25 protein-coding genes and 1 tRNA gene are annotated in these 25,606 nt (G+C 35.6%); 21 read left to right on the top strand and 5 right to left on the bottom strand.

Annotation, left to right across the window (positions count from 1 at the left end):
* Positions 1 to 41 precede the first annotated feature (41 nt).
* Complete coding sequence (locus tag PL77_RS14445) at positions 42 to 1,118, top strand: branched-chain amino acid aminotransferase (protein WP_044206586.1); 1,077 nt, start codon at positions 42 to 44, stop codon at positions 1,116 to 1,118.
* Between the two features lie 103 nt (positions 1,119 to 1,221).
* Here the strand turns inward: PL77_RS14445 and trmD are convergent, their stop codons facing one another.
* Positions 1,222 to 1,950 (bottom strand): tRNA (guanosine(37)-N1)-methyltransferase TrmD, encoded by a 729-nt coding sequence (trmD, locus tag PL77_RS14440; RefSeq protein WP_044206583.1) that lies wholly within the window; start codon positions 1,948 to 1,950, stop codon positions 1,222 to 1,224.
* A gap of 196 nt (positions 1,951 to 2,146) precedes the next feature.
* Here trmD and PL77_RS32485 point away from each other — a divergent pair, with 196 nt between their 5' ends.
* The 10 genes from PL77_RS32485 (at position 2,147) to PL77_RS14395 (ending at position 13,190) form a co-directional block, all read left to right on the top strand.
* Entirely contained in the window at positions 2,147 to 2,281 is a 135-nt protein-coding gene (locus PL77_RS32485) for a hypothetical protein (RefSeq protein WP_255516165.1), read from the top strand.
* 570 nt (positions 2,282 to 2,851) lie between these two features.
* Positions 2,852 to 3,994 (top strand): ATP-binding protein, encoded by a 1,143-nt coding sequence (locus PL77_RS14435; RefSeq protein WP_044206580.1) that lies wholly within the window; start codon positions 2,852 to 2,854, stop codon positions 3,992 to 3,994.
* 193 nt (positions 3,995 to 4,187) lie between these two features.
* Entirely contained in the window at positions 4,188 to 4,868 is a 681-nt protein-coding gene (locus tag PL77_RS14430) for a ClpP family protease (RefSeq protein WP_044206578.1), read from the top strand.
* A gap of 291 nt (positions 4,869 to 5,159) precedes the next feature.
* Complete coding sequence (gene clpX / locus PL77_RS14425) at positions 5,160 to 6,395, top strand: ATP-dependent Clp protease ATP-binding subunit ClpX (RefSeq protein ID WP_044206575.1); 1,236 nt, start codon at positions 5,160 to 5,162, stop codon at positions 6,393 to 6,395.
* Between the two features lie 94 nt (positions 6,396 to 6,489).
* Positions 6,490 to 6,819 carry a YbaB/EbfC family nucleoid-associated protein gene (locus tag PL77_RS14420; RefSeq protein ID WP_044206572.1) on the top strand — a complete coding sequence of 110 codons (330 nt, stop codon included), beginning with the start codon at positions 6,490 to 6,492 and terminating at the stop codon, positions 6,817 to 6,819.
* Positions 6,820 to 6,910: 91 nt separating this feature from the next.
* Positions 6,911 to 7,957 carry a glycosyltransferase family 2 protein gene (locus PL77_RS14415; RefSeq protein ID WP_044206569.1) on the top strand — a complete coding sequence of 349 codons (1,047 nt, stop codon included), beginning with the start codon at positions 6,911 to 6,913 and terminating at the stop codon, positions 7,955 to 7,957.
* 279 nt (positions 7,958 to 8,236) lie between these two features.
* Entirely contained in the window at positions 8,237 to 10,027 is a 1,791-nt protein-coding gene (locus tag PL77_RS14410; protein ID WP_044206710.1) for an OmpA family protein, read from the top strand.
* A 297-nt stretch (positions 10,028 to 10,324) separates the two neighbouring features.
* Positions 10,325 to 11,305, top strand: a complete 981-nt coding sequence (locus PL77_RS14405) for a pyruvate dehydrogenase complex E1 component subunit beta (protein ID WP_044206566.1) — start codon at positions 10,325 to 10,327, stop codon at positions 11,303 to 11,305.
* A gap of 251 nt (positions 11,306 to 11,556) precedes the next feature.
* The gene (locus tag PL77_RS14400) at positions 11,557 to 12,513 is read left to right on the top strand and encodes a metallophosphoesterase (protein ID WP_044206563.1); all 957 of its coding nucleotides are present in this window, start codon (positions 11,557 to 11,559) and stop codon (positions 12,511 to 12,513) included.
* 182 nt (positions 12,514 to 12,695) lie between these two features.
* Positions 12,696 to 13,190, top strand: coding sequence for a GNAT family N-acetyltransferase (locus tag PL77_RS14395; protein WP_052444424.1), 495 nt, complete (start codon positions 12,696 to 12,698; stop codon positions 13,188 to 13,190).
* Positions 13,191 to 13,249: 59 nt separating this feature from the next.
* Here PL77_RS14395 and truA read toward each other — a convergent pair whose 3' ends face one another.
* The 3 genes from truA to PL77_RS14380 form a co-directional block, all read right to left on the bottom strand.
* Positions 13,250 to 14,011 (bottom strand): tRNA pseudouridine(38-40) synthase TruA, encoded by a 762-nt coding sequence (gene truA, locus PL77_RS14390; RefSeq protein WP_044206561.1) that lies wholly within the window; start codon positions 14,009 to 14,011, stop codon positions 13,250 to 13,252.
* An 82-nt stretch (positions 14,012 to 14,093) separates the two neighbouring features.
* Positions 14,094 to 14,166 (bottom strand) — tRNA-Trp (locus PL77_RS14385).
* Between the two features lie 168 nt (positions 14,167 to 14,334).
* Positions 14,335 to 15,978, bottom strand: a complete 1,644-nt coding sequence (locus tag PL77_RS14380) for a Zn-dependent hydrolase (protein ID WP_044206558.1) — start codon at positions 15,976 to 15,978, stop codon at positions 14,335 to 14,337.
* Positions 15,979 to 16,406: 428 nt separating this feature from the next.
* On the opposite strand from PL77_RS14380, the gene PL77_RS14375 reads away from it, so the two are divergent.
* Complete coding sequence (locus PL77_RS14375) at positions 16,407 to 16,910, top strand: hypothetical protein (protein ID WP_044206555.1); 504 nt, start codon at positions 16,407 to 16,409, stop codon at positions 16,908 to 16,910.
* Between the two features lie 73 nt (positions 16,911 to 16,983).
* Here PL77_RS14375 and PL77_RS14370 read toward each other — a convergent pair whose 3' ends face one another.
* Complete coding sequence (locus PL77_RS14370) at positions 16,984 to 18,075, bottom strand: endonuclease/exonuclease/phosphatase family protein (RefSeq protein ID WP_044206554.1); 1,092 nt, start codon at positions 18,073 to 18,075, stop codon at positions 16,984 to 16,986.
* Positions 18,076 to 18,319: 244 nt separating this feature from the next.
* Here PL77_RS14370 and ccoS point away from each other — a divergent pair, with 244 nt between their 5' ends.
* From ccoS to PL77_RS14325, 9 genes are all read left to right on the top strand, one after another.
* The gene (gene ccoS, locus PL77_RS14365; RefSeq protein WP_044206551.1) at positions 18,320 to 18,502 is read left to right on the top strand and encodes a cbb3-type cytochrome oxidase assembly protein CcoS; all 183 of its coding nucleotides are present in this window, start codon (positions 18,320 to 18,322) and stop codon (positions 18,500 to 18,502) included.
* Positions 18,456 to 20,621 (top strand): cytochrome-c oxidase, cbb3-type subunit I, encoded by a 2,166-nt coding sequence (gene ccoN, locus PL77_RS14360; protein WP_044206550.1) that lies wholly within the window; start codon positions 18,456 to 18,458, stop codon positions 20,619 to 20,621. Before ccoS ends, ccoN begins: the two co-directional genes overlap by 47 nt.
* A gap of 62 nt (positions 20,622 to 20,683) precedes the next feature.
* Positions 20,684 to 20,881: a hypothetical protein gene (locus PL77_RS14355; RefSeq protein ID WP_044206547.1), complete on the top strand. Its 198-nt coding sequence runs from the start codon at positions 20,684 to 20,686 to the stop codon at positions 20,879 to 20,881.
* Entirely contained in the window at positions 20,868 to 21,110 is a 243-nt protein-coding gene (locus PL77_RS14350; RefSeq protein WP_044206546.1) for a hypothetical protein, read from the top strand. The genes PL77_RS14355 and PL77_RS14350 overlap by 14 nt, the downstream gene beginning before the upstream one ends.
* A gap of 34 nt (positions 21,111 to 21,144) precedes the next feature.
* Positions 21,145 to 22,017: a cbb3-type cytochrome c oxidase N-terminal domain-containing protein gene (locus PL77_RS14345; protein WP_044206543.1), complete on the top strand. Its 873-nt coding sequence runs from the start codon at positions 21,145 to 21,147 to the stop codon at positions 22,015 to 22,017.
* Between the two features lie 246 nt (positions 22,018 to 22,263).
* Positions 22,264 to 23,877, top strand: a complete 1,614-nt coding sequence (locus PL77_RS14340) for a 4Fe-4S dicluster domain-containing protein (protein WP_044206541.1) — start codon at positions 22,264 to 22,266, stop codon at positions 23,875 to 23,877.
* A 67-nt stretch (positions 23,878 to 23,944) separates the two neighbouring features.
* Positions 23,945 to 24,385, top strand: coding sequence for a FixH family protein (locus PL77_RS14335; RefSeq protein WP_044206538.1), 441 nt, complete (start codon positions 23,945 to 23,947; stop codon positions 24,383 to 24,385).
* Positions 24,386 to 24,387: 2 nt separating this feature from the next.
* Positions 24,388 to 25,098 (top strand): sulfite exporter TauE/SafE family protein, encoded by a 711-nt coding sequence (locus tag PL77_RS14330; protein WP_044206532.1) that lies wholly within the window; start codon positions 24,388 to 24,390, stop codon positions 25,096 to 25,098.
* Positions 25,089 to 25,322: a cysteine-rich CWC family protein gene (locus PL77_RS14325; protein ID WP_216595904.1), complete on the top strand. Its 234-nt coding sequence runs from the start codon at positions 25,089 to 25,091 to the stop codon at positions 25,320 to 25,322. The genes PL77_RS14330 and PL77_RS14325 overlap by 10 nt, the downstream gene beginning before the upstream one ends.
* Positions 25,323 to 25,606: the final 284 nt, after the last annotated feature.

The raw sequence follows: 25,606 nt of genomic DNA, 5'->3' as shown, positions 1-25,606 counted from the left end.
GGCACATTTTTCACATCGCAAAAAATTGTTAGTTCAGTATTATGAAGGATTTGACATTAGACATCAGAATTGAGAAGACTGAGAACTCACGTTTAAGTACAGTAGATTTCAATAATATCCCATTTGGAAAGACTATGTCTGACCATATGTTTGTGGCTGACTATCGCGATGGTAAATGGCAAGACTTAAGAGTCGTCCCTTACGATTCATTTCAATTAAGTCCTGCAACGTCTTCATTGCATTATGGACAGTCTATTTTTGAAGGATTAAAAGGTTTTAGAAACGCTCAAAACCCTGAAGAGGTATTGGTATTCCGTCCACAGGAAAACGCCAAAAGAATGAACGTTTCTGCTGAAAGAATTTGTATGCCAGCGATTCCAGAAGAAATCTTCATGGAAGGTTTACATACACTTTTAGAAGTGGATAGAGATTGGGTTCCTAACACGCCGGATAGTTCTTTATATATTCGTCCATTTATGTTTGCAACAGATGAGTTTTTAGGGATGCGTCCTTCAGAAACTTATACTTTTGCCATCATCACAGCTCCAGCAGGAAAATATTATTCTAAAGCCTTAAAAGTGAAAGTAGAGAAGGAGTTTTCGAGAACAGCTCCAGGTGGAACAGGTTTCGCTAAAGTAGCAGGAAACTATGCAGCCTCTTTACTTCCAGCAAAATTAGCAGCAGAACAAGGTTACGATCAGTTACTTTGGACAGATGCTAAAGAGCATAAATATATTGAGGAATCGGGTACAATGAACGTTATGTTTGATTTGGACGGAACGTTTGTAACAGCTCCAACTATTCCAGTAGAAGATACTATTCTTCGTTCTGTCACTCGTTTGACTGTAATAGAGTTATTAGAGGAAATGGGTAAGAAAGTGGAAGAGCGTCATATTTCTGTAGAAGAAGTAATTACAGCTATTAAAGAAGGTAGATTAAACGGTGCTTTCGGTATTGGTACAGCTGTAACAATTGCTCCTTTCGCATCAATTGCCGATGATGGTATTGATTATGAATTACCAGCAGATTATACTTTTGCTCAAGAGTTAAAAGAAAAATTCCAAGGGATTCAAAAAGGAGAATTGGAAGACGCAAGAGGTTGGACATACAAAATCTAAGCTCCCTTTTCTAATTACTGAAGTACGTTTAGTACTCAAAACAAAAATGCCACTTTTCAAACATGGAAAGTGGCATTTTTTTATTGTAGCTTAGAAAGCTATTTTATTTCTTCTTCTTTTTCTTCGACTTTACTTCAGGATGTGCTTTTAAATAGTTTTCCCAAAGATCAGGACGTCTTTCCTTTGTACGTTCCATAGACTGTTCCAGTCGCCATTCATCAATTTTTGATTCATGACCAGAAAGCAAAATAGCTGGAACCTCTTGTCCTTTCCATTCTCTAGGCCTTGTGTATACCGGAGGTGCCAAAAGACCATCTTGGAAAGAATCGGTCAATGCTGAGGTTTCATCCCCCAATACTCCCGGAATTAATCGGATAATAGCATCAGCAACAACAGCAGCAGCTAATTCACCTCCAGAAAGTACAAAATCACCGATAGAGATCTCTCTTGTGATCACTTCATCTCTTACCCTTTGATCAATTCCTTTATAATGTCCACAAAGAATAATGATATTTTCGCAACTAATGGAAAGGTGATTGGCAATTTGTTGATCGAAAACTTCACCATCAGGCGTCATATAGATTACCTCTTGATAGTCTCTTTCTTTCTTTAAATCTTCAATACAGTTGAAAATAGGGTCTGCCATTAATACCATTCCTGCACCATGTCCATAGGCATAATCGTCAATGTGACCATGTTTATTCACTTTATACTCTCTTAAATCATGAACGTGTACTTCAGAAAGGGCTTTATCATTGGCTCTTTGAAGTATAGAGTGAGAAAATGGACTGTCCAATAATTTGGGCACACAAGAAATAATATCAATACGCATTATAATGACAACGATTGAGTTGAAAATCTAAATAAATTTGAAAAACAAAGATACAAACATTGTATCGAAATCCTTTTTGTAATGAGCTGCTGATTCACAACTATTTGTTTTTCTTGTTAAATACGCCTAAAAAAGCACCTTTAAGTGTATTTATTACGTATAAATAAATATTACAACAAACTAAAACTATAAAACCATGAAATACTTCAAAATAATATTGATTGGCTTTTTTGCATTAGCCATGAGTAGCTGTATCTCATACAAAGACTCAGTAGTATCGGGATATAACCCAGATGATATCGAAAATATTTACCACATTGTCCACGAATAGTGAAGACAGCCTTCTATTTTTTAGAAGGTTTTATAGTAATAAATAGATGCCGAAAATGTATGATAAATAACGTTTTTGAGCTTTATTTTATCTTTTTATAGTTATTGAAATTGTTAGTAGTCAATAATATATGGCAATATTTTGTGATTCTAGTAAATATATGTTAACTTAAAGATGTAAAATTTACACTACCACTATTACCATCTCAAACTTACACTACTATGAAATATTTAAAACTTATATTGATAGGAGCATTTTTGCTATCTCTAAGTAGTTGTGTATCTTATAAAGATTCAATTGCATCAGGCTATAACCCTAATGACATGAACAATATTTATCACAAAGTTCATGAATAGGTCAAAATATAAAGATTTTCTATGTATGATATGAAATGTATTTACCCTTAAGAGGCCTCATAATTTGAGGTCTCTTTTTTTTATGCCCTAATCCTAATAACAAAAATTGACGAAGTAGTGCATAAAGTATTTGCATTAAAGTTTGAAAAATTGAAATTTGCTGTGCTATCTATAGGAGGTAGGAAATCTAAAAAAAACAACTAATCAGATTTACATGCTTTTTGCACAAGTACCAGGGGCGTCAGACGTAAAGAAAATATTAATCCATGCTGCACAGCAAAATAAAATTGCACATGCACAATTATTTATAGGGAAAGAAGGAGGAGTACAGCTTTCATTGGCATTAGCCTATGCAAATTATTTGAACTGTGAAAACCCTGGAGAAGAAGACGCTTGTGGAGAATGTAAATCATGTAGAAATGCACAAAAATTACTTCACCCTGATTTACACTTTGTAGTTCCTACGGTTACCACAAAGAAAGTCAGTAAAAGGGAAGACGCCGTTACAGAGCGTTTTCTTCCTGATTGGAGGTCATTTTTACTCGATGAAAATGGAGCCTATAAGAATGTAAGTGATTGGGTAGACTTTGTGGGAGGAGAAAACAAACAAGCGATCATTTCTAGACAAGAAAGTCGTGAGGTGATTAAGTCTATGTCCATTAAGGCACATCAAGGAGGTTATAAAATTGTTTTGATGTGGATGCCCGAATTAATGCAGGCTCCTGCCGCCAATGCAGTTTTAAAAATATTAGAAGAACCGCCAGAGAAAACATTGTTTTTTATGGTGAGTAATGATCCCGAAAAACTTTTAGTCACCATTCTTTCAAGGGCTCAAAAAATATACGTTCCATCTCCTTCTGATGACGAAATATCGAATTTGTTAGTAGAGCAAGGTATAGAGATCAATAAAGCTCAAAAAGTAGCTTTTTTGGCAGATGGAAATATCCGTGAAGCTTTAAGAATTGCTTCAGATGTACCTGACCAAAGCGAAGAGCTATTCAAAAATTGGATGCGTTCTTGTTTTAAACGTGATTTTACGGAGATAGCCGGAAAATGGTCAGAAGAGTTCAATAAACTAGGAAAAGAAGGACAGAAAAACTTTTTCAAGTTTGGATTGACGCTTTTTCGAGAAGCAATGCTCATTAAGAATAATGCAGAAGCTGTTATTCGATTGGACGAGGAGACGAGGGAATTTGTAAATAATTTTTCTAAAGTCCTCACAGAGAAGAACCTGCCGGAATTGGTGAAAAGTTTTAATGACTCTTTTTATTATATTGAAAGAAATGCGAACCCTAAAATCACATTCGTAACCTTATCCATTAAGGTAGGAAAGGCATTTGGTCGTATTACGTATTAATTTCAATTTTTGAAGAAAAAAACGAAAAACAGAGAAGATTTTTCTTCTCTCGTAACAGTATTATTTTATATTTGTATAGGAGAGCAGTGTGATTGATTGAAAATACACTGCTCTCTTTTGTAAGTGCATGTTTCAAACATGCTTATATATAGTCTAGTACTAATAAGCGTTAACTCATAAAATTGATTAAACTATGGATTTAAAGAACGAATTTAAAAAATTTGCCATGAAGGATCAGGGGATCTCGAGCCTTCACATGGATAGCTATATTGGTAATTTCGAAAATATGACACGTACAGTTATTGAAGAGCGTGATCGTAGATTTGCCGAAATTGACGTATTCTCAAGATTAATTGCTGACCGTATCATCTTCATGGGTACTCAAGTGGATGACGCCATTTCAAATATTGTTATTGCACAGTTATTATTCTTAGAATCAATTGATGCTAAAAAAGATATTTTGATGTACATCAATAGCCCAGGAGGATCTGTCTATGCAGGTTTGGGTATGTATGATACAATGCAGTACGTTCGTCCTGACGTAGCTACAATCTGTACTGGTTTAGCAGCATCAATGGGAGCTGTTTTATTAGCAGGTGGTGCTGAAGGAAAAAGATCTGCTTTACCTCACTCAAGAATCATGATTCACCAACCGCTAGGTGGTGCCCAAGGTCAAGCATCTGATATTGAGATTACAGCAAGAGAAATTCAAAAGTTAAAGAAAGAGCTTTATGAAATTCTAGCAAATCATTCAGGTCAACCTTATGATAAAGTGTGGCAAGACTCAGATCGTGACTACTGGATGAGAGCTCAGCAAGCCAAAGAATATGGTTTAATTGATGAGGTTTTGACAAGAAACCCAAAGAACGATTAAACTAGACTTTAATAGTAATTTTATTCCTTTTTACATAAAAAGTAGATTCAAACCATCACTTTATGTGAAAAATCAATAAAAAAGCTGTTATAAGTATAAAACATTGGTATTGAGAGGGAAATGATCTGATATTTCCCTCTTATCTATTGTAAGAAAGTGTAAAATTTGTAGTAACTTGCATTTTCAACATAAAGAATATAAACTCTAGAATATATTATTGAGTTTATTATGGTATAAAGAAAGTTTTCTTTATACATTTTTGAATGTAGAGTAAAGGCAAGGAGAGAATAAATGAAAGGGAATTTCTGTTCGTTTTGTGGCGCACCTAAAGACACGGTGGAATTAATGGTTTCAGGTCAGAATGCTCAGATCTGTAACAATTGTATTGAACAAGTACACCAAATCCTGATGGAGGAAAGAAAACCTCGTAAAAAGGATATGGAAACTTCTTCGTTTGATTTAAAAACGCCTGCCGAGATGAAAAAGCATCTTGATGAATATATTATCGGGCAGGAAAAAGCAAAACGAGTGCTCTCGGTTGCTGTTTATAATCATTATAAGCGTTTAAACCAAAAACAGTCTTCTGATGATATTGTGATTGAAAAATCAAATATTATCATGACAGGTAATACTGGTACTGGAAAAACATTATTAGCTAAAACTTTAGCAAAAGCATTACAAGTACCTTTCTGTATTGCTGATGCCACGGTAATCACAGAAGCAGGTTATGTAGGTGAAGATGTAGAAACAATCCTAACACGTCTACTACAAGCTGCCGATTACAATGTGGAGCAAGCTGAGAGAGGTATTGTTTATATTGATGAGATCGATAAGATTGCTCGTAAGTCGGATAATCCATCGATCACAAGAGACGTAAGTGGTGAAGGGGTTCAACAAGCATTGTTGAAATTGTTGGAAGGGTCGATTGTAAATGTTCCTCCTCAAGGTGGTAGAAAGCACCCTGAACAAAAGCTGATCTCAGTAAACACTGAAAACATCTTATTTATCTGTGGTGGTGCCTTTGCAGGTATCGCGGATATGATTGCTTCTCGTTTGAATACAAGACCAATTGGTTTTGCAGGCAAAGAAGAAGATCAACCAGAATTGAATAAAGAAGAGCTTTTAGAGTTTGTAACAGCACAAGACTTGAAACGTTTTGGTATTATTCCAGAATTGATTGGTCGTTTGCCATTGGTTACTTACTTAAAGCCTTTGGATAAAGATGCATTAAGAAATATTCTAACAGAACCTAAAAATGCCTTGACAAAGCAGTACAAGAAATTGTTTGCAATGGAAGACATTGATTTGGTATTTGAAGATGATGCTTTGGATTACATCGTAGAAAAAGCATTAGAATATGACTTAGGAGCAAGAGGTTTACGTAGTATTTTAGAAGCGATTATGCTTGATGCTATGTATGAATTACCTTCTTCTGAAGAAAAAATTAAAGAATTTGTGATTGATAGAGCTTATGCAAAAATCAAATTTGAAAGCTCATCACATGCTAAGAACTTAAAAGTTGCATAAGCACAAATTGACATAATAAATCTAACAAACAGCAAGGTACTACTCTTAAGTGCTTTGCTGTTTGTGTTTCAAATTTAATGAAGAACCTATCGTTATGGATTTTAGTAATATGTTTGGGCAGTTAAAAGAAGTCCAAGAAAAATTAAAACAAGCACAAGAAGACCTAGTAAATGTAACTGCTGAAGGTGATGCAGGTGGAGGAATGGTAAGAGCCGTTGCAAATGGTAAAAAACAGGTCATCAAATTGGAAATTGATCCTTTGCTTTGTAAAGAAGAAGATAGAGAGATGTTACAAGATCTTGTTGTTGCTGCTGTAAACCAAGCCATCAAGGAAGCAGATCAAAAAGGACAAGAGCGATTGATGAAGACTACCAAAGGCATGATGCCAAATATTCCGGGTATGGACTTTGGAAATCTAGGATAATAAAATCTTATTGAGATAAACTGAATAAGGGTTGTTGGTCAAAACATCAACAACCTTTTTATATATAAATTGAGACATTTTTTTTGTTGACATGAAGCCAACAAGTGGACTTCCTTATGATGAAGTAGCTATTGTTATTTTAAATTATAACGGTAGAAGATTTTTAGAAGAATTTTTAGATAGTGTAATTCAAAGCAGTTGTGATGCCAAGGTTATAGTAGCAGATAACGCTTCTACTGATGATTCTATACCCTTTTTAAAAGAAAATTACCCTAAAGTAAGGTTGATTGAATTATCTGAAAACTTTGGATTTACAGGAGGCTACAATAAGGCCTTAGAGCAGATAGACGCAAAATACTATGTGCTTTTGAATTCAGATATTCAATGTCCTGAAAACTGGTTGACTCCATTACTCACTTTAATGGAAAGCGATAGTCAAATCGCAGCTTGTCAACCTAAAATCAAACTCTTTTCGGACCAAGAATCCTTTGAGCACGCAGGTGCTGCGGGAGGATTTATGGATTATATGGGTTATCCTTTTTGTCGAGGAAGAATCATGCATGCTCTAGAATACGATGATGGTCAATATGATGATACCGTTGAAGTTTTTTGGGCAACAGGTGCCTGTTTATTTATAAGAGCAGAATTGTACCATAAAATGGGAGGATTGGATGAAAAGTTCTTTGCTCACATGGAGGAAATAGATTTATGTTGGAGATTGAAGAGTGAAGGCTACAAAATCAAAGCGGTAGGAACTTCTGAGGTATATCATGTTGGCGGTGGAACATTGAGTAGAGAAAACCCAAAAAAGACTTACTTGAATTTTAGAAATGGTTTATTCCTTCTTTTTAAAAATTTACCTTCTTCAAAGTTACTATTAGTACTGTTTTTGAGGATGGTTTTAGACGGTGTTGCGGGGGTGAGATTTTTACTGAAAGGAGAGGTGAATAACCTATGGGCAGTGTTAAAAGCACATAGAGATTTTTATCTTTCGATAGGATATTTAGTGAAAGCAAGGCGAAAAATTAAAAACCATAAAATTAACTTTCCCGAAGTTTATAAAAAGTTGATTGTAAAGGAGTTTTTTTTGAAAAAAAGAACGAAATTCACGGACTTAAATGGGTTTTCTAATAACTAAATAAGGGGCTATTTAAAAAAAATGAATTAATGAAAACTCTTGAATCTTATTTTTTGTTAATCTTTTATAATAATAATAAGCATTAAGAGTTAGTAAATTGTATTCACTTATCTTTGAAAACTGAAAAATTACGCAATTAAAATGCTATATTCATTTGATATCATACTATTTATAAATTCAAACTTCTAAAAAAAGTTAATATTTGTACTGCATAGGTGAACAATTGAGTTAAGGCAATTAAATTGCGGAACCTAGAAATAGAAAAATTGGATGACGATTATGAACAAATACACTAATGCTTTGTCTACAGTACTTGCTGCTGGAACAATGTTATTCACAAACTGCGGTAATGTAGATGTGAATAAAATGGCTCAAGAGCAAGGAATGACAATTAATCCTTCACCATTAGAATTACATGGTGATTCGGTTGTTTTCGAAATTGACACAAAACTTCCTCCAAAATTATTAAAGAAAGGTTTTACTTATGACGTTATAGTAAATTATAACCCTAATGATGCTGAGCCTATCGAAGTTGGTGTTGTTACTTTCAAAGGTGACGACTATGCTGATTCCCCTGAGGCTACTCCAGCTTTACATCAGCGTATGGCTTTCGCTTATGAGGATAAGTTTGAAAGAGGTCAATTAGAATACTTAGGTCGTGCAACAAAAGACAAAAACGGTAAAGTAAAAGAGTCTAACGAAGGTGCTTTCGCAGCAATGCCAAACAACCAAGGTCAAGGTGTTATCACTACAGCCCAAAACGTTCAGCCTACTTTTATCGCAAACTTTGCTGATCACGGTTATAACAACGCTGAAGAGTATATCCCAAATAACGTGGATTTCTTCTTCTTACAAGGATCATCAGTATTACGTTCTTCTGAGAAGAGAGGTGCTGAAGGTAAGGAGTTATCTAATTACGTATCTGCTAAGAACCCTACAAGAACAGTAACAATTACTGGTTCTCACTCACCAGAAGGTTCTACAGAAGCAAATACAAAATTAGCGAACAAGCGTCCTGAGGCTGTACAAAAGTATTACGAGTACTTGTTAAAGAAAAATAAGGTTGAAGAGGAAAATGCTCCTCAATTTGTAACAAAGCCAGTAGTTGAAAACTGGACAGCGTTCAAAGCAATCTTAAAAGATTCAGATAAATTTACTGACGCTGAGAAAGATGAAATCATGTCAGTAGTAAACGGATCAGGTGACTTTGTATCTAAGCAATTAAAGTTACAATCACTTGCTTCTTACAAAAAATTATTCCGTTACGTTTACCCTCCATTACGTAATGCTAAATCTGAGATCTTACAGATCAAAGAAAAGCTTACTGACGCTGAAATCTCAGCTCGTGCAGCTAGCATTGCAGAAGGTCAAATGGCATTAGATTCATTATCTTCTGAGGAATTATTATACGCTGCTCACTTATCTTCGGATTTAGCTGCTAAAGTAAAAATTTACGAAGCTGCTATCCGTAAAGATGACTCAGCAATCGCTCATAACAACTTAGGTGCAACTTTATTCGCTCAAGCGAAACAAGGTGGCGATGTTATGGCATTAGTTGAAAAAGCTATCCCTCACTTCGAGACAGCTGCTAAATCAAACAACGTTCCTGAAGCTTACGCTAACCTTGCTGGTGCGAAGTTAATGAAAGGTGATGTTGCTGGTGCTCAAGCTGACTTAGAGAAAGCAAACTCTAGCAACCCTTCAGTAGCTGCTACTGCAAACGCTGTTAAAGGTTATGTTGCAATCACTGACGGTGATTACGACGGTGCTATCCAGTACTTATCTTCTGCTGGAGATGACGCTACAGTTGTTTACAACAAAGGCTTAGCTTACTTATTAAAAGCTGAAAAATCAGGTGCTAGTGATTTCTCACAAGCTCAAGGTGCTTTCAATGAGTCAGGTACTGAGTGGGCTCACTACGGTTTAGCAATCGTTGCTGCTAGAAAATCTGATGCTGCTACAGCTATCAGCGAAATCAAAGCTGCAGGTGAGTTGAAAACTAAAGCGGCTCAAGATCTTGAGTTCTTCGCTTTATTCGAAAACGCAGATTTCCAAGCTGCTACTAAATAATTAGATTTAGAAGTAGTTTTTAAATAGAAGAGCCTATCCTTTTCATTAAGGATAGGCTTTTTGTGTTTTGAGACTTCAAAAGTAGATGATAGAAGATCTTATTTATTTTTGTGCTAGTGTATTAAAAAGGGGAAGAGGTGATGAAAGTTCACCTTCCTTACCAAAGCTTAATGATAAATGTTCTTTTTTTATGAAAACCTTTTATTGATAAGCTTAAAAAATAGCGTAAATCTTCTTATCTTGGCATCCGAAAACGAAAATACTGATATATATTATTAGCAGAACTTTTAATAAGTAATGAGAGAAATTCAATTCAGAGAAGCTCTTAGAGAGGCGATGCAAGAGGAAATGCGTCGTGATAAGGATGTCTTCATCATGGGTGAGGAAGTTGCAGAATACAACGGAGCATACAAAGTAACACAAGGAATGTTAGACGAATTCGGTCCAGATAGAGTGATCGATACGCCAATTGCAGAACTTGGATTTGCTGGTATCGGTGTAGGTGCAGCAATGAATGGTACTCGTCCGATTGTAGAGTTTATGACATTCAACTTCTCGTTGGTAGCTATAGACCAAGTAATCAACAGTGCGGCGAAAATCCTTTCGATGTCAGGTGGACAATACTCTGCACCAATGGTATTCCGTGGACCAACAGGTAACGCTGGACAGTTAGGTGCTCAGCACTCACAAAACTTTGAAAACTGGTATGCTAATACTCCAGGTCTTAAAGTGGTGGTTCCTTCTAATCCATATGATGCAAAAGGTTTATTGAAAGCATCAATCAGAGATAACGATCCAGTTATCTTTATGGAATCAGAATTAATGTATGCTGATAAAGGTGAAGTACCTGAAAGCGAATATATCATTCCTTTAGGTGTTGCTAACGTAATCAAGGAAGGTACTGATGTAACTTTAGTGTCATTCGGTAAAATGGTTCACGTGATCACTAAAGCAGCAGAAGAGTTAGAGAAAGCAGGTATTTCTTGTGATGTGATTGACTTACGTACTGTAAGACCAATCGACTTTGATGCTATCTTAAAGTCAGTGAAGAAAACAAACCGTTTAGTTGTTGTTGAGGAAGCTTGGCCATTAGCGTCAATCTCATCTGAGATTTCTCACCACGTACAACTACACGCATTTGATCACTTAGATTCTCCAGTAGTAAGAGTAGCTTCTAAAGACGTTCCTCTTCCTTACGCACCAACATTGATCGAAGAGATCTTGCCAAACGTTGAGCGTACTGTTGAAGCAGTGAAAAAAGTAATGTACAGAAAGTAATCTAAGGATTACCTAAAACATAAATAAACCTCTAATGTCAGTTTTTCTGATGTTAGAGGTTTTGTTTTTAATATCATTTTCTTTGCCTATTAATGATCTTATGACCGTAGCGTGATATGTAAGTCCGTTCGAATAATTCTTTGCTTGTGAATTAATTAGATAATCAAGTTATATTATAAGATAAGAAATAGACATAAAATCGATTGAAGTTAGGTTAAATTCAATAGTCATTTCACCTAAAAGAATCAATCATGAAAAACCTACATCTTTTACTCCTATTAGGGTTATTTTGTATTTCTTGTTCAGAAAAGAAAAGCGTAAAATTTGCTGTTTGTACAGATGTACATCAAGACATTATTCACGACGCCCCTCAACGACTCCAAACCTTCGTAAAGCAAGCCCAGAAAGAAAAAGCTGACTTTATCATTCAGTTGGGAGATTTTTGTTATCCCAAAGAGCAGAATCAAGATTTTTTGAAAGTGTGGAACTCTTTTGCAGGTCAAAAGTACCATGTATTGGGCAACCATGATATGGATGTGTCTTCAAAAGAAGAAGTGATGAATTATATTGATATGAAGGAAAACTTCTATTCTTTTGATCAAGGAGCGTTTCATTTTATAGTATTGGACCCTAATTTCTTTGTAGAGTATACATCCTATGTTGACTATGAAAAGGGGAATTATTTTGCTCATAAACCCACTAGAGCAACTTTACCACAAAATCAGTTGGATTGGTTGAAGGAGGATCTTGCTCAAACAAATAAAAAAGTGATTGTGTTCTCTCATCAGAATTTAGATGGTGAATCGGGAGTGAAAAACAGAGATGAAGTAAGATGCATTTTTGAAGAGGCCAATCAAGAGGTTAAAAAGGTAATAGCCTGTTTTAGCGGACATGATCATCATGATGATTACCATGAAATAAATGGCATTCATTATATAAGAATAAACAGTATGTCTTATGAGTGGGTAGGGAAGGAGTTTCAGTGTAAGGAAAGGTTTCCGGATGAGGTAAATGATTACCGTCCCGCTTTGAAAAATACAGTGCCTTATAAAATACCAGTATATGCTATTGTAGAGGTCAATGAGCAAGGTTATATTGATATAATGGGGGTAGAAGGAGATTTTATAGCTCCAGGGCCAAAAGATTTAGGGGTGAATTTTGATTATGAGATTTCTCCTTCTGTTTCTGATCGGTATTTGAAGTTCTAGCTCTTTTTCGGTAGGCTTTATCCTAACCAGCAAACATGCTTAAAGTTATTTATTTTCGGTTACATAGAACACTAAATATGCCTCTTACATTTATTATTTTTGATGTAAGAGGCTTTGTTTTTTCTTTTGAAATTGCTAATAATAAAATGCGAAGCTGAACAACACACCAAAATCCGATTGAAATGAAATTAACTAGCCAATATACCATTACCAACAATGATGTGACTTCTATTGATGAAGTTGCCGAATTATGGAAAAAACTATTTGCTCTACATCATTATTTAAGATATGAGGTCCATATAGAGCCTACTGACAGAGATTGGGTAAGAAGACGTTCAAAATTATTGCAGAAAGCGAATGATATGCTCGTAATTACCGCTAAAGTAGAGAATAAGCTAGTAGGTTACTTGATCGTGTCTGTACATGAATGTGATAAGACCGTTGGGGAGATCGAATCCCTTTACGTATTGAAAGAATATCGCAAGGAGGATATAGGGACGGAAATGATGAAGGAAGCCATGAATTGGCTAAATTATAAAGGTGTAGCCATCCAGAAGATTGCTGTTGGGGTAGAAAATGAACAAGTCATTGCATTTTACAATAAACTTGGTTTTACTCCTAAATCCATCATTTTAGAAAAAAGAGGAGATGAATCTTATCGCTCAGTGAACAAGTAAAGAAGAATATATGGAGTATTTTGTGCTACTCCCTTGTATGAACAATTGCTTTATACTTACTAATCCACAATTTGTTTGATGAAAGTCTCTTCAGGGTAAAGGACTTCCGAAAGAAATAAACCTTGAGCAGGAGCAAGGAATTTTGCCGCTCTTTCTCTGCTTTTGGTTGCAAGTGTTTCTCTCATATAATCTAATGTCATTCTTCCCATACCTACTTCCATCATATTCCCCACAATAATTCTGATCATTCCTCTAAGAAAGCGGTTGGCTTGAATATGGAAAGATAATGTGTTTCCATCTTTTGTCCAGTAGGATTGCATGATGTCACATATATGTGTGTGTACATCAGCATGCTTTTTTGAAAAAGCAGTAAAATCTTCAAATTCCAGTAAGACTTTAGCGGCTTCCTGAAGTTTATCAAAATCAGGGTGTCTGAAATATTGCCAAACGAGACCTTGTTTAAAAGGAGATTTTCCTAATTCAATATCATAACGGTAGCTTCTTTTAGTAGCATCAAAACGTGCGTGAGCTTCATTGTCTACTTGCCAAAGACTATTGACCGCAATATCATTAGAAAGAAATGAGTTGACCCTGTGTAGGAAATTTTTTCCACTTAAATCACCATCAAAGTCAAACTGTGCATACTGTTGGGAGCAGTGTACACCCGTATCGGTTCTTCCACTGCCAATTGTATTGATTTCCTTGCCTAATAGTTTACTTAAAACATAGTCAAGATGTCCTTGAGCTGTTTCAGCATTGGGCTGTACTTGCCAGCCGTGATAATTTGTGCCTAAATAAGCGATTTCAGCAAAGTATCTCATATCTGTGGATTTTTCTCGATTTGATCAGAGGTACATTATAAACAAAAAAAACCGCAAATTCTATTCAGAACTTGCGGTTTAGCACGGGCAGTAGGATTCGAACCCACGACCTGCGGTTTTGGAGACCGTAACTCTACCAGCTGAGCTATGCCCGTGTGTCTTTCTCTTTAAGACGTTGCAATATTAACGGTTAAATTATTTCTATACAAATCTACTCAAAACATTTTTTGAGATAAAATTTTAAATAATTCATTTTGAGGGAGAAAAAAACAGGTGTTAAAGCCAATTAACACCTGTTTTTGAAATAATCTATCGAAATTAGACTATAAACCTAATACTTCTACACCTTGATTAAATACAACATCGGTAGGAATATTGGCATCATCAATCTTATCTAAGTCCTTTTGAAGCTCAAAAGAAATTTTTCCGTGTGATTTTACCAATTCTGTTACGCCTTTGTAATCACCATTTCCTTGTAATTCTAAGATTTTTGCAGAAAGAGCGTTCATTGCTTCCTCCATTTTCTCATAATTTACTTTGTAAAGACCAGCCGCATCTTGTTCAAATGCTCCGTATTCTTTGAAGAAATTGAAACGAACCATGTTGGCAACACCGTGAGCAGAAGCGGCACCAAAACGAACAGATCTGAAAATACCTGCTAAGAAAGTAGTGTAGTAATCTTTCATGTCACCGTCAATCTCACCTTTCTTGTGGAGTTGTGATACCATATAAAGACCTAAAATATCAGCTTTACCTTCTTCTAGTGCTGAAGCATGTTCTTTCAATGCTTTTCTAACCGTACCTTTTCCGTTGATTGTTTCTTTGATACCTAAGCCGTGGGCCACTTCATGGAACATTGTGTTAGCAAAGAAAGCATCAAAAGTGATGTGCTTACGTTGAGAGGGATCAATCAATACTTCAGAAATTGGAACAAGGATCTTATCAAATTTTGCACGCATAGCGTTTTTCAACTGCAAACGTCTTGAACCTTTTTGATCTTGTACTCTTTCATCATTTGGAAGGTTGATCGCAATCGTTTTACCGCCGGCATTACAGTCTCCTGCGTAGTAAACTACATCATAGGCGTTCAATTGAGAATCCGTACCTGGCATTTCATCTTTGTACTTCTTGTCAACAGGAAGTCCTTTTTGAAGTTCTGGCAAGAATGAAGCGTATTTTTCTAATTTCTTAGACCACTTCATATCTTTGATTAAGACATAAGCTTCAAAAGAGGCTTTATAACCATATAACATGTCTTCATAATTCTCAATAGGACCTACCACAAAATCAATCGGGTTTGATTTCATGTCCATCCAAGCTAGATCTGAAGTGAAGTAATTGTTAGAAACAAAAGCCTTTGCTCTTAATTCCAAGTATTTTTTCAAGCCAGGATCTTTGGCTAATTGAGCACACTCCATTAATAAAGAAGATGCTCTGTCAAGTTCCGCTTCAAACTCCTTTGAATAAGGAATCACTTTCAACTCCCCTCTAGGATCTCTTCGGATAACTGTATATAGGCTTGTTTTTGCATCATCCTTTAAGTTGTCAAATTCCTCTTTTGTCATATCCTGAGGATAAAAATTAGCCCCTAAAGGCTTTTCAGGAGTGTTATCTACAAAAGGTTTATTGTCTTGTAATCTGTCCCAAGGACCGTAATTGACAGCGGCGTATCTTTTTAACTCATCATTAGGTAAGCTTTCTATAAATGAATCTTTATTGCCATAAGCTTGTTTCCAGAATAAGTTATCCATGATTTCAGCCACTTCAATCATTTTTTTGATCATCAATTTCTGATTTCCACTCATGTGACTTAAGTCTGAAGTCAGTGTGAAATCAGTATAATCGACAAGGTGGTTTACCTTTGGAGCAGCAACAGCTTGTTGAACTTCTTGTTTATGAGGTTGTTCAGCACATCCAATCAGCATGGAAGTACATAGAGAAATACCTACTAGTAAAGATTTTTTCATTCTTCAAATTGTAAATTGTACTATATCCTTTGTATCAAACTAAACTAAATTTAGCAACGATAAAAAGTATGAATCGTGTAAATATAAACTATGAAAATCAAATATTTGATGATTCTTCTCTACGAGTGATTTATTAAAATCTAATGACATTTTTTCTTTAATGTATCAACTCTAATTGTTAAGATATTGTACTACTTTTTAATATTATCCTTGATTTATCCTAGATGTTAAATTATCATTGAGTCAAATTTTGATGGGTACCATATTGTTGAAGGTATTTTACTTTTGATGTATCTGTGATCACATCAAGTGTTGAGGCAATAACTTGATGCTTTTTCATTCAATCCTACAGGAAAAACTAGACTTTTTATAACTATTGTTCGGGGTTAGATATTACTCCGGTGACTTTATAATTTAACTGATTTATTATGCAAAAATTACTTAAGGCTTACAAGATTTTACCACTCCTTATTTTGTTCGTGATGGGGTGTATAGAACAAGAAACAGAAATGTGCTGCACTCAAATTGATGAGACTACTTATGAGTTTTCCGTTTTGAATAGACAAGGAAAAGACCTTTTGGATGCGTCTGAAGAAGGTACTTACAATACCAACAAGATTAAACTTTATCGTCTGAAAAATGGAAACCGGTCATTAGTCGAATATACTGACGGAACATCTCCTGCTGGTTATTATATCTATCAATATGAGGGGGTTAACAGAATAAGACTATATTTTGGAAACAGTGACGACTTGATCACTGAGGGTATAATTCAATGGTCTGAAAATGAATCAGACACGATTAAACTAGAGGAAGAGTTACAAAATGAAAATGCTACTGTCCGAAAGTTGGTAAAGATTACTTATAATAATGTTGTGGTTTGGGATGTATCTAAAAACTTACCCCAAAGGTATTTTCAAGTGATAAAGTAAACAGATTATTCTCTTATAAAATGCATAGTTGATAAAGGTTAGTGGAATGTAATAGGTTTCCACTAACCTTTTTTTAATGCTCAATTGATAAATGCGATACTATTGGATAATGGTCCGATGCTTTAATGGAAGTATCTGTTTTAAAGGAGTTCAATTGAAGTTGTTGAGAATAAAATATTTGATCAATCCTGAAGGGTAAATCCCTTAATGTAAATCCAAAACCATCTCCTTTATTTTCAAAACTATTTTTGAGAAGATGTTGGAATGAAAAATATCCATAACTATAAGGAGGTTCATTAAAGTCGCCACATAATACAACAGGGTAAGCACTTTTTTCAATGAGATCGATAAGAATATCAATTTGTTGTTGACGGAGTAGTGCACCTTTGTAAATCTTTATCACAGTGCTTGACCATCTGTCCCACCTGTTTTTGTATTGGTTTTCTCCATTATCTAAAATGATAGATTGAAGGTGGCAATTGATCACTTTAATGGTATCATTACTATTAAGCTTTATATCCGTAATTAATATTCCATTAGTAACGGAGCCTCCAATACTCTTGAAGTCAATTTTCTGTTTTTGGATAATTGGAAACTTTGAAATAGTCGCTAATCCAAAAGTGGCGTTTGCTCGATCCGTTAGAAAAGCAGGGGCATATACATTATAACCTCTTGCTGTTCCTAAACTTTCATTTGTATTGAAAATATTAGGTCTTTTTTTCTTCTTCTTTTTTTTAGAAGAATCATGATGATAGTATTCTTGAAAGCAATAGATATCATTATTTGTTTCCTTGAGCCATTCAATCATTTCCTCCGCTTCTTTGTAATCATGATTGAGATAACTGTATACATTAAAAACAGAAACATTATAACTCATAATGGAAAAGTCACCTTTTTCTTCATTAGAGATGCTGAATTGAAATGTTTTGATGGCGAGTATTAAGAAAAAGAGAATATAGAAAGTAAAGAAATGTAGATAGTATTTTCTTCTGTAAATAATCTCTTGTATTGATAAAGGAATAAAACACAATCCCCAAACAGGAGTGATCAAGGCCCATAGAATCGCCGTAGGGAGTACGGATTCGGGTAACGTTCCGAGCTGTGAAAAAACAACACATAGTACTCCAAAAATTCTAAATTTATTTTGTTTCAAAAAAATCTGCATACCTAGTTTTTGTCACCTTTTTTTTTCTTAAAAAAAATTAATTTGTAAACATACTGCAAGTTATATGAATATATGACATAAGTCATGTTTGTTCTGTTGAATCTTTATTCATCAATAGTTTTACAAAGGAATAAACATTGACGAAAGTCAATAATTACAGTTGACGAATGTCATGTAATAGGATTTATTAGGTCGAGTATATTTGTATCATATTAGTATAGGACTCTTTTTATTTAAATATCTTATGAGTGCAATTATCGTATTGATTGGAATCAGTTTGATTGTGGCCCTGATTTTTCTGGGTATCTTCATTTGGTCTGTGAAATCTAATCAGTATGAGGATACTTACACTCCAAGCATCCGAATATTATTCGAAGAAGATGATCGACAACGAACAGCAACACAAGCAGGAGACGACGAGCGCTAACTTAGAGCATTTTTCGTACGACAATGTGATTGTGAAGAATTTTGCAATCGCCACAATGTTTTGGGGAATAGCCGGGATGGTAGTGGGACTATTAGTAGCATTACAACTCGCTCACCCAATTTTCAACATAGGAGAACAAGCCTGGTTGACTTTTGGTAGACTTAGACCACTACATACCAATGCAGTGATTTTTGCATTTGTAGGTAATGGTATGTTTGCCGGTATCTATTATTCGTTACCACGTTTGGTAAAAGCAAGAATGTACAGTGATTTACTCGGAAAGATTCATTTCTGGGGATGGCAGTTAATTATTTTATCCGCTTTAATCACTTTACCTTTAGGTTTTACTCAAGGTAAAGAATATGCCGAATTAGAATGGCCAATCGATATTGCCATTGCTGTAATTTGGGTAGTTTTTGGTCTTAACATGATCATGACATTGGTCAAAAGACGTGAGAGACACCTTTATGTAGCAATTTGGTTCTACTTGGCAACTTTCGTAACGGTAGCCGTTTTACACATTGTAAACAGTTTAGCATTACCGTTATCATTATTCAATTCTTACTCTGTTTTTGCAGGGGTACAAGATGCATTAGTACAATGGTGGTATGGTCACAATGCCGTGGCATTCTTCCTTACTACTCCTTATTTAGGTCTAATGTACTACTTCGTACCTAAGGCAGCTAACAGACCTGTATACTCTTACAGATTATCCATCATTCACTTCTGGTCACTGATCTTTATTTATATCTGGGCTGGACCTCACCACTTATTATACACTGCACTTCCTGACTGGGCTCAGTCGTTAGGTACTGTATTCTCAGTAATGTTGATTGCTCCATCTTGGGGTGGTATGTTGAACGGTTTATTGACACTTCGTGGTGTTTGGGATAAAGTTCGTACAGAACCTGTATTGAAGTTTATGGTAGTGGCATTAACTGCTTACGGTATGGCCACTTTTGAAGGACCAATGTTATCTTTCAAAAACGTTAACGCTATAACACACTACACTGACTGGACAATTGCTCACGTTCACGTAGGTGCACTAGGATGGAACGGATTCTTAACATTTGGTATGTTATACTGGTTGTTCCCTAAGATGTACCGCACAAAGCTTCACTCATTGAAGTTAGCAAATGTTCACTTCTGGTTAGGAACATTGGGTATTGTATTCTATGTAGTACCAATGTATTGGGCAGGTTTGACGCAGTCATTAATGTGGAAAGAATTCACTCCAGAAGGTTTCTTGAAGTATCCTAACTTCTTAGAAACAGTGACTCAAATTGTACCAATGTACATGTTGAGAGCAGTGGGTGGTTTATTATATGTTGTAGGTGCATTAGTAGGTGTTTATAACTACTACATGACAGCTACTTCAGGTAAATTACAAAGAGAAGAAGAAGCAAGTGCTCCAGCATTACAAGGATCGCACAAAGTGAAGAGATGGCACGAATGGATTGAGGCTCGTCCTATCCAAATGACTATTTTCTCTTTCGTAGCGATTTCAATTGGTGGTATTGTTGAATTCTTACCAACTTATTTCGTAGAAGAAAATACACCGACAATTGCGACGGTGAAACCATATACTCCTCTTGAATTAAAGGGACGTGATATTTACATCAGAGAAGGATGTTATTTATGTCACTCTCAAATGATCCGACCTTTCCGTTCTGAAACTGAAAGATATGGTGATTACTCTAAATCAGGTGAGTTTGTTTATGACCATCCATTCCAATGGGGTTCTAAGCGTACTGGTCCAGATTTAGCAAGACTAGGAGGGAAGTACCCAGATTCATGGCACTACAATCATATGTTAGATCCAGGATCAATGTCACCAGGTTCAATCATGCCATCTTACCCATGGTTATTGGAAGACGACATTTCTGTTGATGATGTTCCTGCTCAAATCTCATTAATGAGAAACTTGGGAGTACCATATGAAGAAGGTTATGAGGAAAAAGCAGTAGCTGATTTGGACAAGCAAGCAGAAGAAATTACTGAAAGCTTAATCAATGATGGTTCTGACACTGCACCTCGTAAGGAAATCGTTGCCTTGATCGCTTACTTACAGCGTTTAGGTGTCGATGCAGGTCAAGCAAGTAACCTTCCATTAAAATAGATTAGACATGTTTACTCCTGATATTTTTGATCAGGAGTAAACATTCTGAATAACATAAAGTTATGTATAAAGATGTACTTAGATCTATAGAGGGAATTGATATTTTTCCAGTGATAGGATTCCTTATCTTTTTCACATTCTTTTTAGCGTGGAGTCTCTATGCTTTCAAGATGAAAAATGATACGGTTTCAGAAATATCAAACCTGCCTTTAGATTTAGACGAAGAGAAAGAAAATGACAGCACAAATGAATTTAAGTAAACTTTCAAAGCCATTATTGTCATTTGTATTGACAATCAGTGCAATCTTATTAAACGCTTCATCAACTTTTGCAGCGTCATCAATGCAAGAATCATTAAATATGATGAATGCAAGTGAGTGGGCAGTAACATTGTTAGGGTTTGCGATTATTGTTTTTTTCTTAATCTTCCTAGTATTGGCATTGGTCTTTTATACTGTAGTTGTTACAAAAAAACAAACGGCTCAATAGGTAACAAGCTATTGACTCTCAAACTGAACAGGTCATGAAATCTGCAAATAAAAAAATATTATCGCTTTTAGCTCTTACGCTTACTGGTAATGCAGCTTGGGCATCAGATCAGCTGATTTATGGTATAGATAATTTTGATTTACTTATTTATACTTTAGGATCAGTATTAGTATTACTTTTCTTCGCTATTCTTATTATAGCTTTAGGCCTTCTTTTCATTGTGAAGGAAAGCTTGAAAAAAGCTCCAAAGACAGCAGAAGATGTAGCCTTCGAAATGGAAGGTGAAACAGGGTGGAAAGGTTTCTTAGCAAGAATTAATGCTGCTAAACCAATCGCTTTGGAAAAAGATATCATCATGGATCATAATTACGATGGTATCCAAGAGTTGGACAACGACTTACCGCCTTGGTGGAAAGCCTTGTTTTATGCTTGTATCGTTTTAGCATTCGGTTACCTTGGTGTATATCACTGGTGGGCAGAGACAGATGCTGAACCTGTATCAATCGCTGAATATCATTATGATGTGGAGCAAGCTGAAATTGCAAAGAAAGAGTATTTAGCGACAATGGCTAATGCTATCGATGAAACAAATGTAGAAGTAGCTGTAGAAGCTTCTGCTTTGGCTTCAGGTAAAAAAGCATTTGATGCCAACTGTAAAGCGTGTCACGGTGGTGCCGGTGAAGGTGGTGTTGGACCAAACCTTACAGATGAGTACTGGTTACATGGAGGTGATGTAAAAAGCATCTTTAAGACGATCAAGTATGGTGTACCTGCAAAAGGTATGTTGGCTTGGGAAGCGAAGTTAACACCATTACAAATTCAAGAAGTATCAAGCTATATTTTAAGCTTACAAGGTACTAACCCTCCAAACGGTAAAGCACCTCAAGGAGAAAAAGTAGCAATGTAAAACTTGCTTGGAAATAGAAAAGGGTAGCCTGAAGAGGTTACCCTTTTTATAGTTTCTATATATTAACATATCATCATATATAAGTACTTGAGATTATGCAAGAAGACGCCTATTTTAATATGTAAATATGTGTTAGCAGCATACTCAAACTAAGTTCCAATTTGATTAAATTTGGAATAAGCAGAGGAATAAAAGTTTGTTCGGAATTATCCACTACTGAACAGATTACAAAAACGACCTATAGTCATGAGAAAAGATCTACATTCCCAATCACCAGAGTCATTTCGTGATAGTATATCTACTGTAGATGCCGAAGGTAAAAGAGTTTGGCTTTACCCCAAAAAGCCAAGTGGTAGATATTATAACGCAAGAAAATGGGTAGCCTACATACTAATAGCTTTCTTCTTTGTTGGCCCATTCATCAAAATTAATGGACAACCTTTCTTTATGATGAACATATTAGAAAGGCAATTTGTCATTTTTGGACGTTTATTCGTTCCACAAGACTTTTTTGTATTTGTCTTGATCATGATCGCCCTGATCATTTTTATTGTACTTTTTACCGTAGTCTACGGTAGAGTATGGTGTGGTTGGACCTGTCCTCAGACCGTCTTTATGGAAATGGTATTCCGTAGGATAGAATATTGGATAGAGGGAGATGCAAATCAGAAAAGAAAATTAGATCAAGCACCTTGGACACAAGAGAAAATTCTTAAGAAGGGAACAAAGCACACCATCTTTGTGATTTTCTCTTTAGCAATAGCCAACATGGTGTTAGGATATATCGTTGGAGGTGATGCATTGGTCAATATGATCACAAGTAAACCCGCTGAAAACTGGCCTGTATTCTTAGCTCATATTGCTTTTGCGGGGATATTTTATTTTGTTTTTGCACGTTTCAGAGAGCAAGCCTGTACGCAAGTTTGTCCTTATGGTCGTTTACAAGGCGTATTTTTGGACAAAGATTCCATTGTAATTTCTTATGATCATGTAAGGGGTGAACCAAGAGGTAAATTGAAAAAGAAAAAGGCATCAAGTGGTTGTGGTGGATGCGGTAGTTCATCTGCTGCTGTAAAACCGATTGTTGGTAGAGCCAAGAAGCCTAAAGTAAATCCAAGTCCTCTTCCTGAAATCAAGAAACCTGATGTAGAAGAAGTAAAAGCTCCTGTTTCTGAAGAAAAAGAAACAGTGAGAAAGATGACTTTGGAAGATGTGAATCCTACTGTATCAGCAGATCAACCATTGGGTGATTGTATTGATTGTAAGTTGTGCGTCCATGTTTGCCCAACAGGTATTGATATTCGAAATGGTACGCAGTTGGAATGCGTGAACTGTACGGCATGTATTGATGCTTGTGATGAGGTGATGGACAAAATTGATAAACCAAGAGGTTTGATCCGATTTGCGTCAGCCAATGACATTGAAAAAGGAAAGCCCTTCAAGTTTACAGCGAGAATCAAAGCGTATACAGCCGTATTGCTAGTATTGGTAGGAGCGATCTCATTGGCATTAGTCAAACGTGGAGAAGTAGAAGTAACAGTACTAAGAGCACCAGGTATGCTTTATCAGAAAGCAGAAAATGGTGACATCAGAAATTTATACACCATACAATTAGTAAATAAAAGCAATAATAGTTTTGACGATTTGGATGTACTCTTGGTAGATCCAGAAGGAAAAATTACAATTGCTGGAGGTGATATGCAATTAAAAGAAGGAGCACATTTAGACGGTGCATTCTTTATTGATATTGCCCCTGAAAATCTGGATGGAATGAAGAATAAAATTACCATCAAGATTATGAATGGAGAAGAGGAATTAGATGAATTAACTACTAATTTCCTTGGTCCAATAAAAAAATAAAGGGTTCTATAGGTTCATTTTGAGCCTCTAGAATACTTGTTTATAACAAACTTTAGATAGAACAAACATGAAATTAAATTGGGGTTGGGGAATAGTGATAGTATTCAGTGTTTTTGGAGTCACTATGATTGGTTTAGTAATTAAGATGTTTACAGTACCTGTAAATATGGTCTCAAAAGATTACTATGCAGAAGAGCAACGTTTTGAACAAACAGTTCAGAAGAAGGAGAACACCAAAAAATTATCAACAGCACCTGTACTAGCATTAAATAAAGAAAAAGGGACTGTAGATATTATTCTTCCTCCAGAATTAAAAAGTGCGGAAGGGAATATCCGATTTTTCAGACCTTCAGATTCTCGTTTAGATTTTAATGTGAAATTAGACGTGAACGCTGAAAACGAACAAAATATTGATGCTTCAAGAATAGTGAAAGGAAGATGGATCATTCAGGTTAATTTTTCAGACAGTGGGGTAGATTATTTATTTGAAAAAGCATTGGTACTATAATAATGACGGAATTATATCTAACAGCATTGGGATTAGGTTTTGCAGGAAGTTTCCATTGTTTGGGGATGTGTGGACCTATTGCTTTAGCAATTCAAGGAGGGAAAACTACAGGGCCTAGACTTGTAGTAGATCGTTTGCTCTATAACCTTGGAAGAGCTTTTACCTATGGTATGTTAGGGGCTTTTGCAGGACTATTAGGTCAAGGTTTATCATGGCTGATTGGTTATCAAGTCTATTTGACACTCTTCTTGGCGGTAATGATGATTGCCTTTGGCCTCTTTTCAGTCAATCCTGATAAGCTATTAAAATTGGTGCCGTTCTTAGGAGAATGGTTTCAGTTTGTGAGAAAGCAACTAGGGAAATTCATGCGTCAGGCAAAGTGGCATACCTTCTTCAGCATTGGGGTACTGAATGGCTTTCTTCCATGTGGATTAGTATACATGGCCATGTTTACGGCACTATCAACAGGCAGTATTACAGAAGGTATGGGCTATATGTTTGCCTTTGGATTAGGGACTATTCCAATGATGTTTGCCGTGGCTGTTGCAGGTCAATTTATTGAAACAAAAGTTCGAAATAATGTAAGAAAAATTTACCCAATACTATTTTTAGCAATGGGTACATTACTCTTATGGAGAGCCTATAATATACATCAATCGTCAGAAGGGATAGATGAAAAACCTGCTGATCAAGTGGAAATGAAATGTCATTAAAAAGAGAGGGAAAAATGCCAGAACACGAAATCAAAACATGTCAACGATGTGGTAAAACATTCGAGTGTAAAGTAGGGAACATTACTCAATGTCAATGTTATGAAGTGAAATTGACATATGAAGAAACACAGAAGATGAGGGAAGAATACGACGAGTGTTTGTGTGCGGCATGTATGTTGGATTTGCAAATCAAATATAGAAAAGAGCAAATTCAGAAATCATGAATTAATCGAAAATTTGAATATTTAGAATGCTACGGAATCTTATTTCGTGGCATTTTTTTATGCCAAAAAATCAATAAGGGACAGGAAAATGTAATTCAATAAAAAAATATCAAAAAAAAATAGATTGTATATTCTCTAGTTTTCTCTAGATAAAAACAAGAGTGTAGATTGTTATATAAATTAGATTTATTTCATTCCAAACAATGGATTCTATTCTTTAATCAACATCTTTGTTGCAACAGATAAAATTTTAAGTGAAGGATGTTTCACCAAATATCTGAATT

This window comes from Flammeovirga sp. OC4, assembly GCF_000812565.1.
In the GTDB taxonomy this organism is placed as follows: Bacteria; Bacteroidota; Bacteroidia; order Cytophagales; family Flammeovirgaceae; genus Flammeovirga.
The sequence above is the reverse complement of the archived record's forward strand: the minus strand, read 5'-3'. Positions and strand labels throughout refer to the sequence as shown.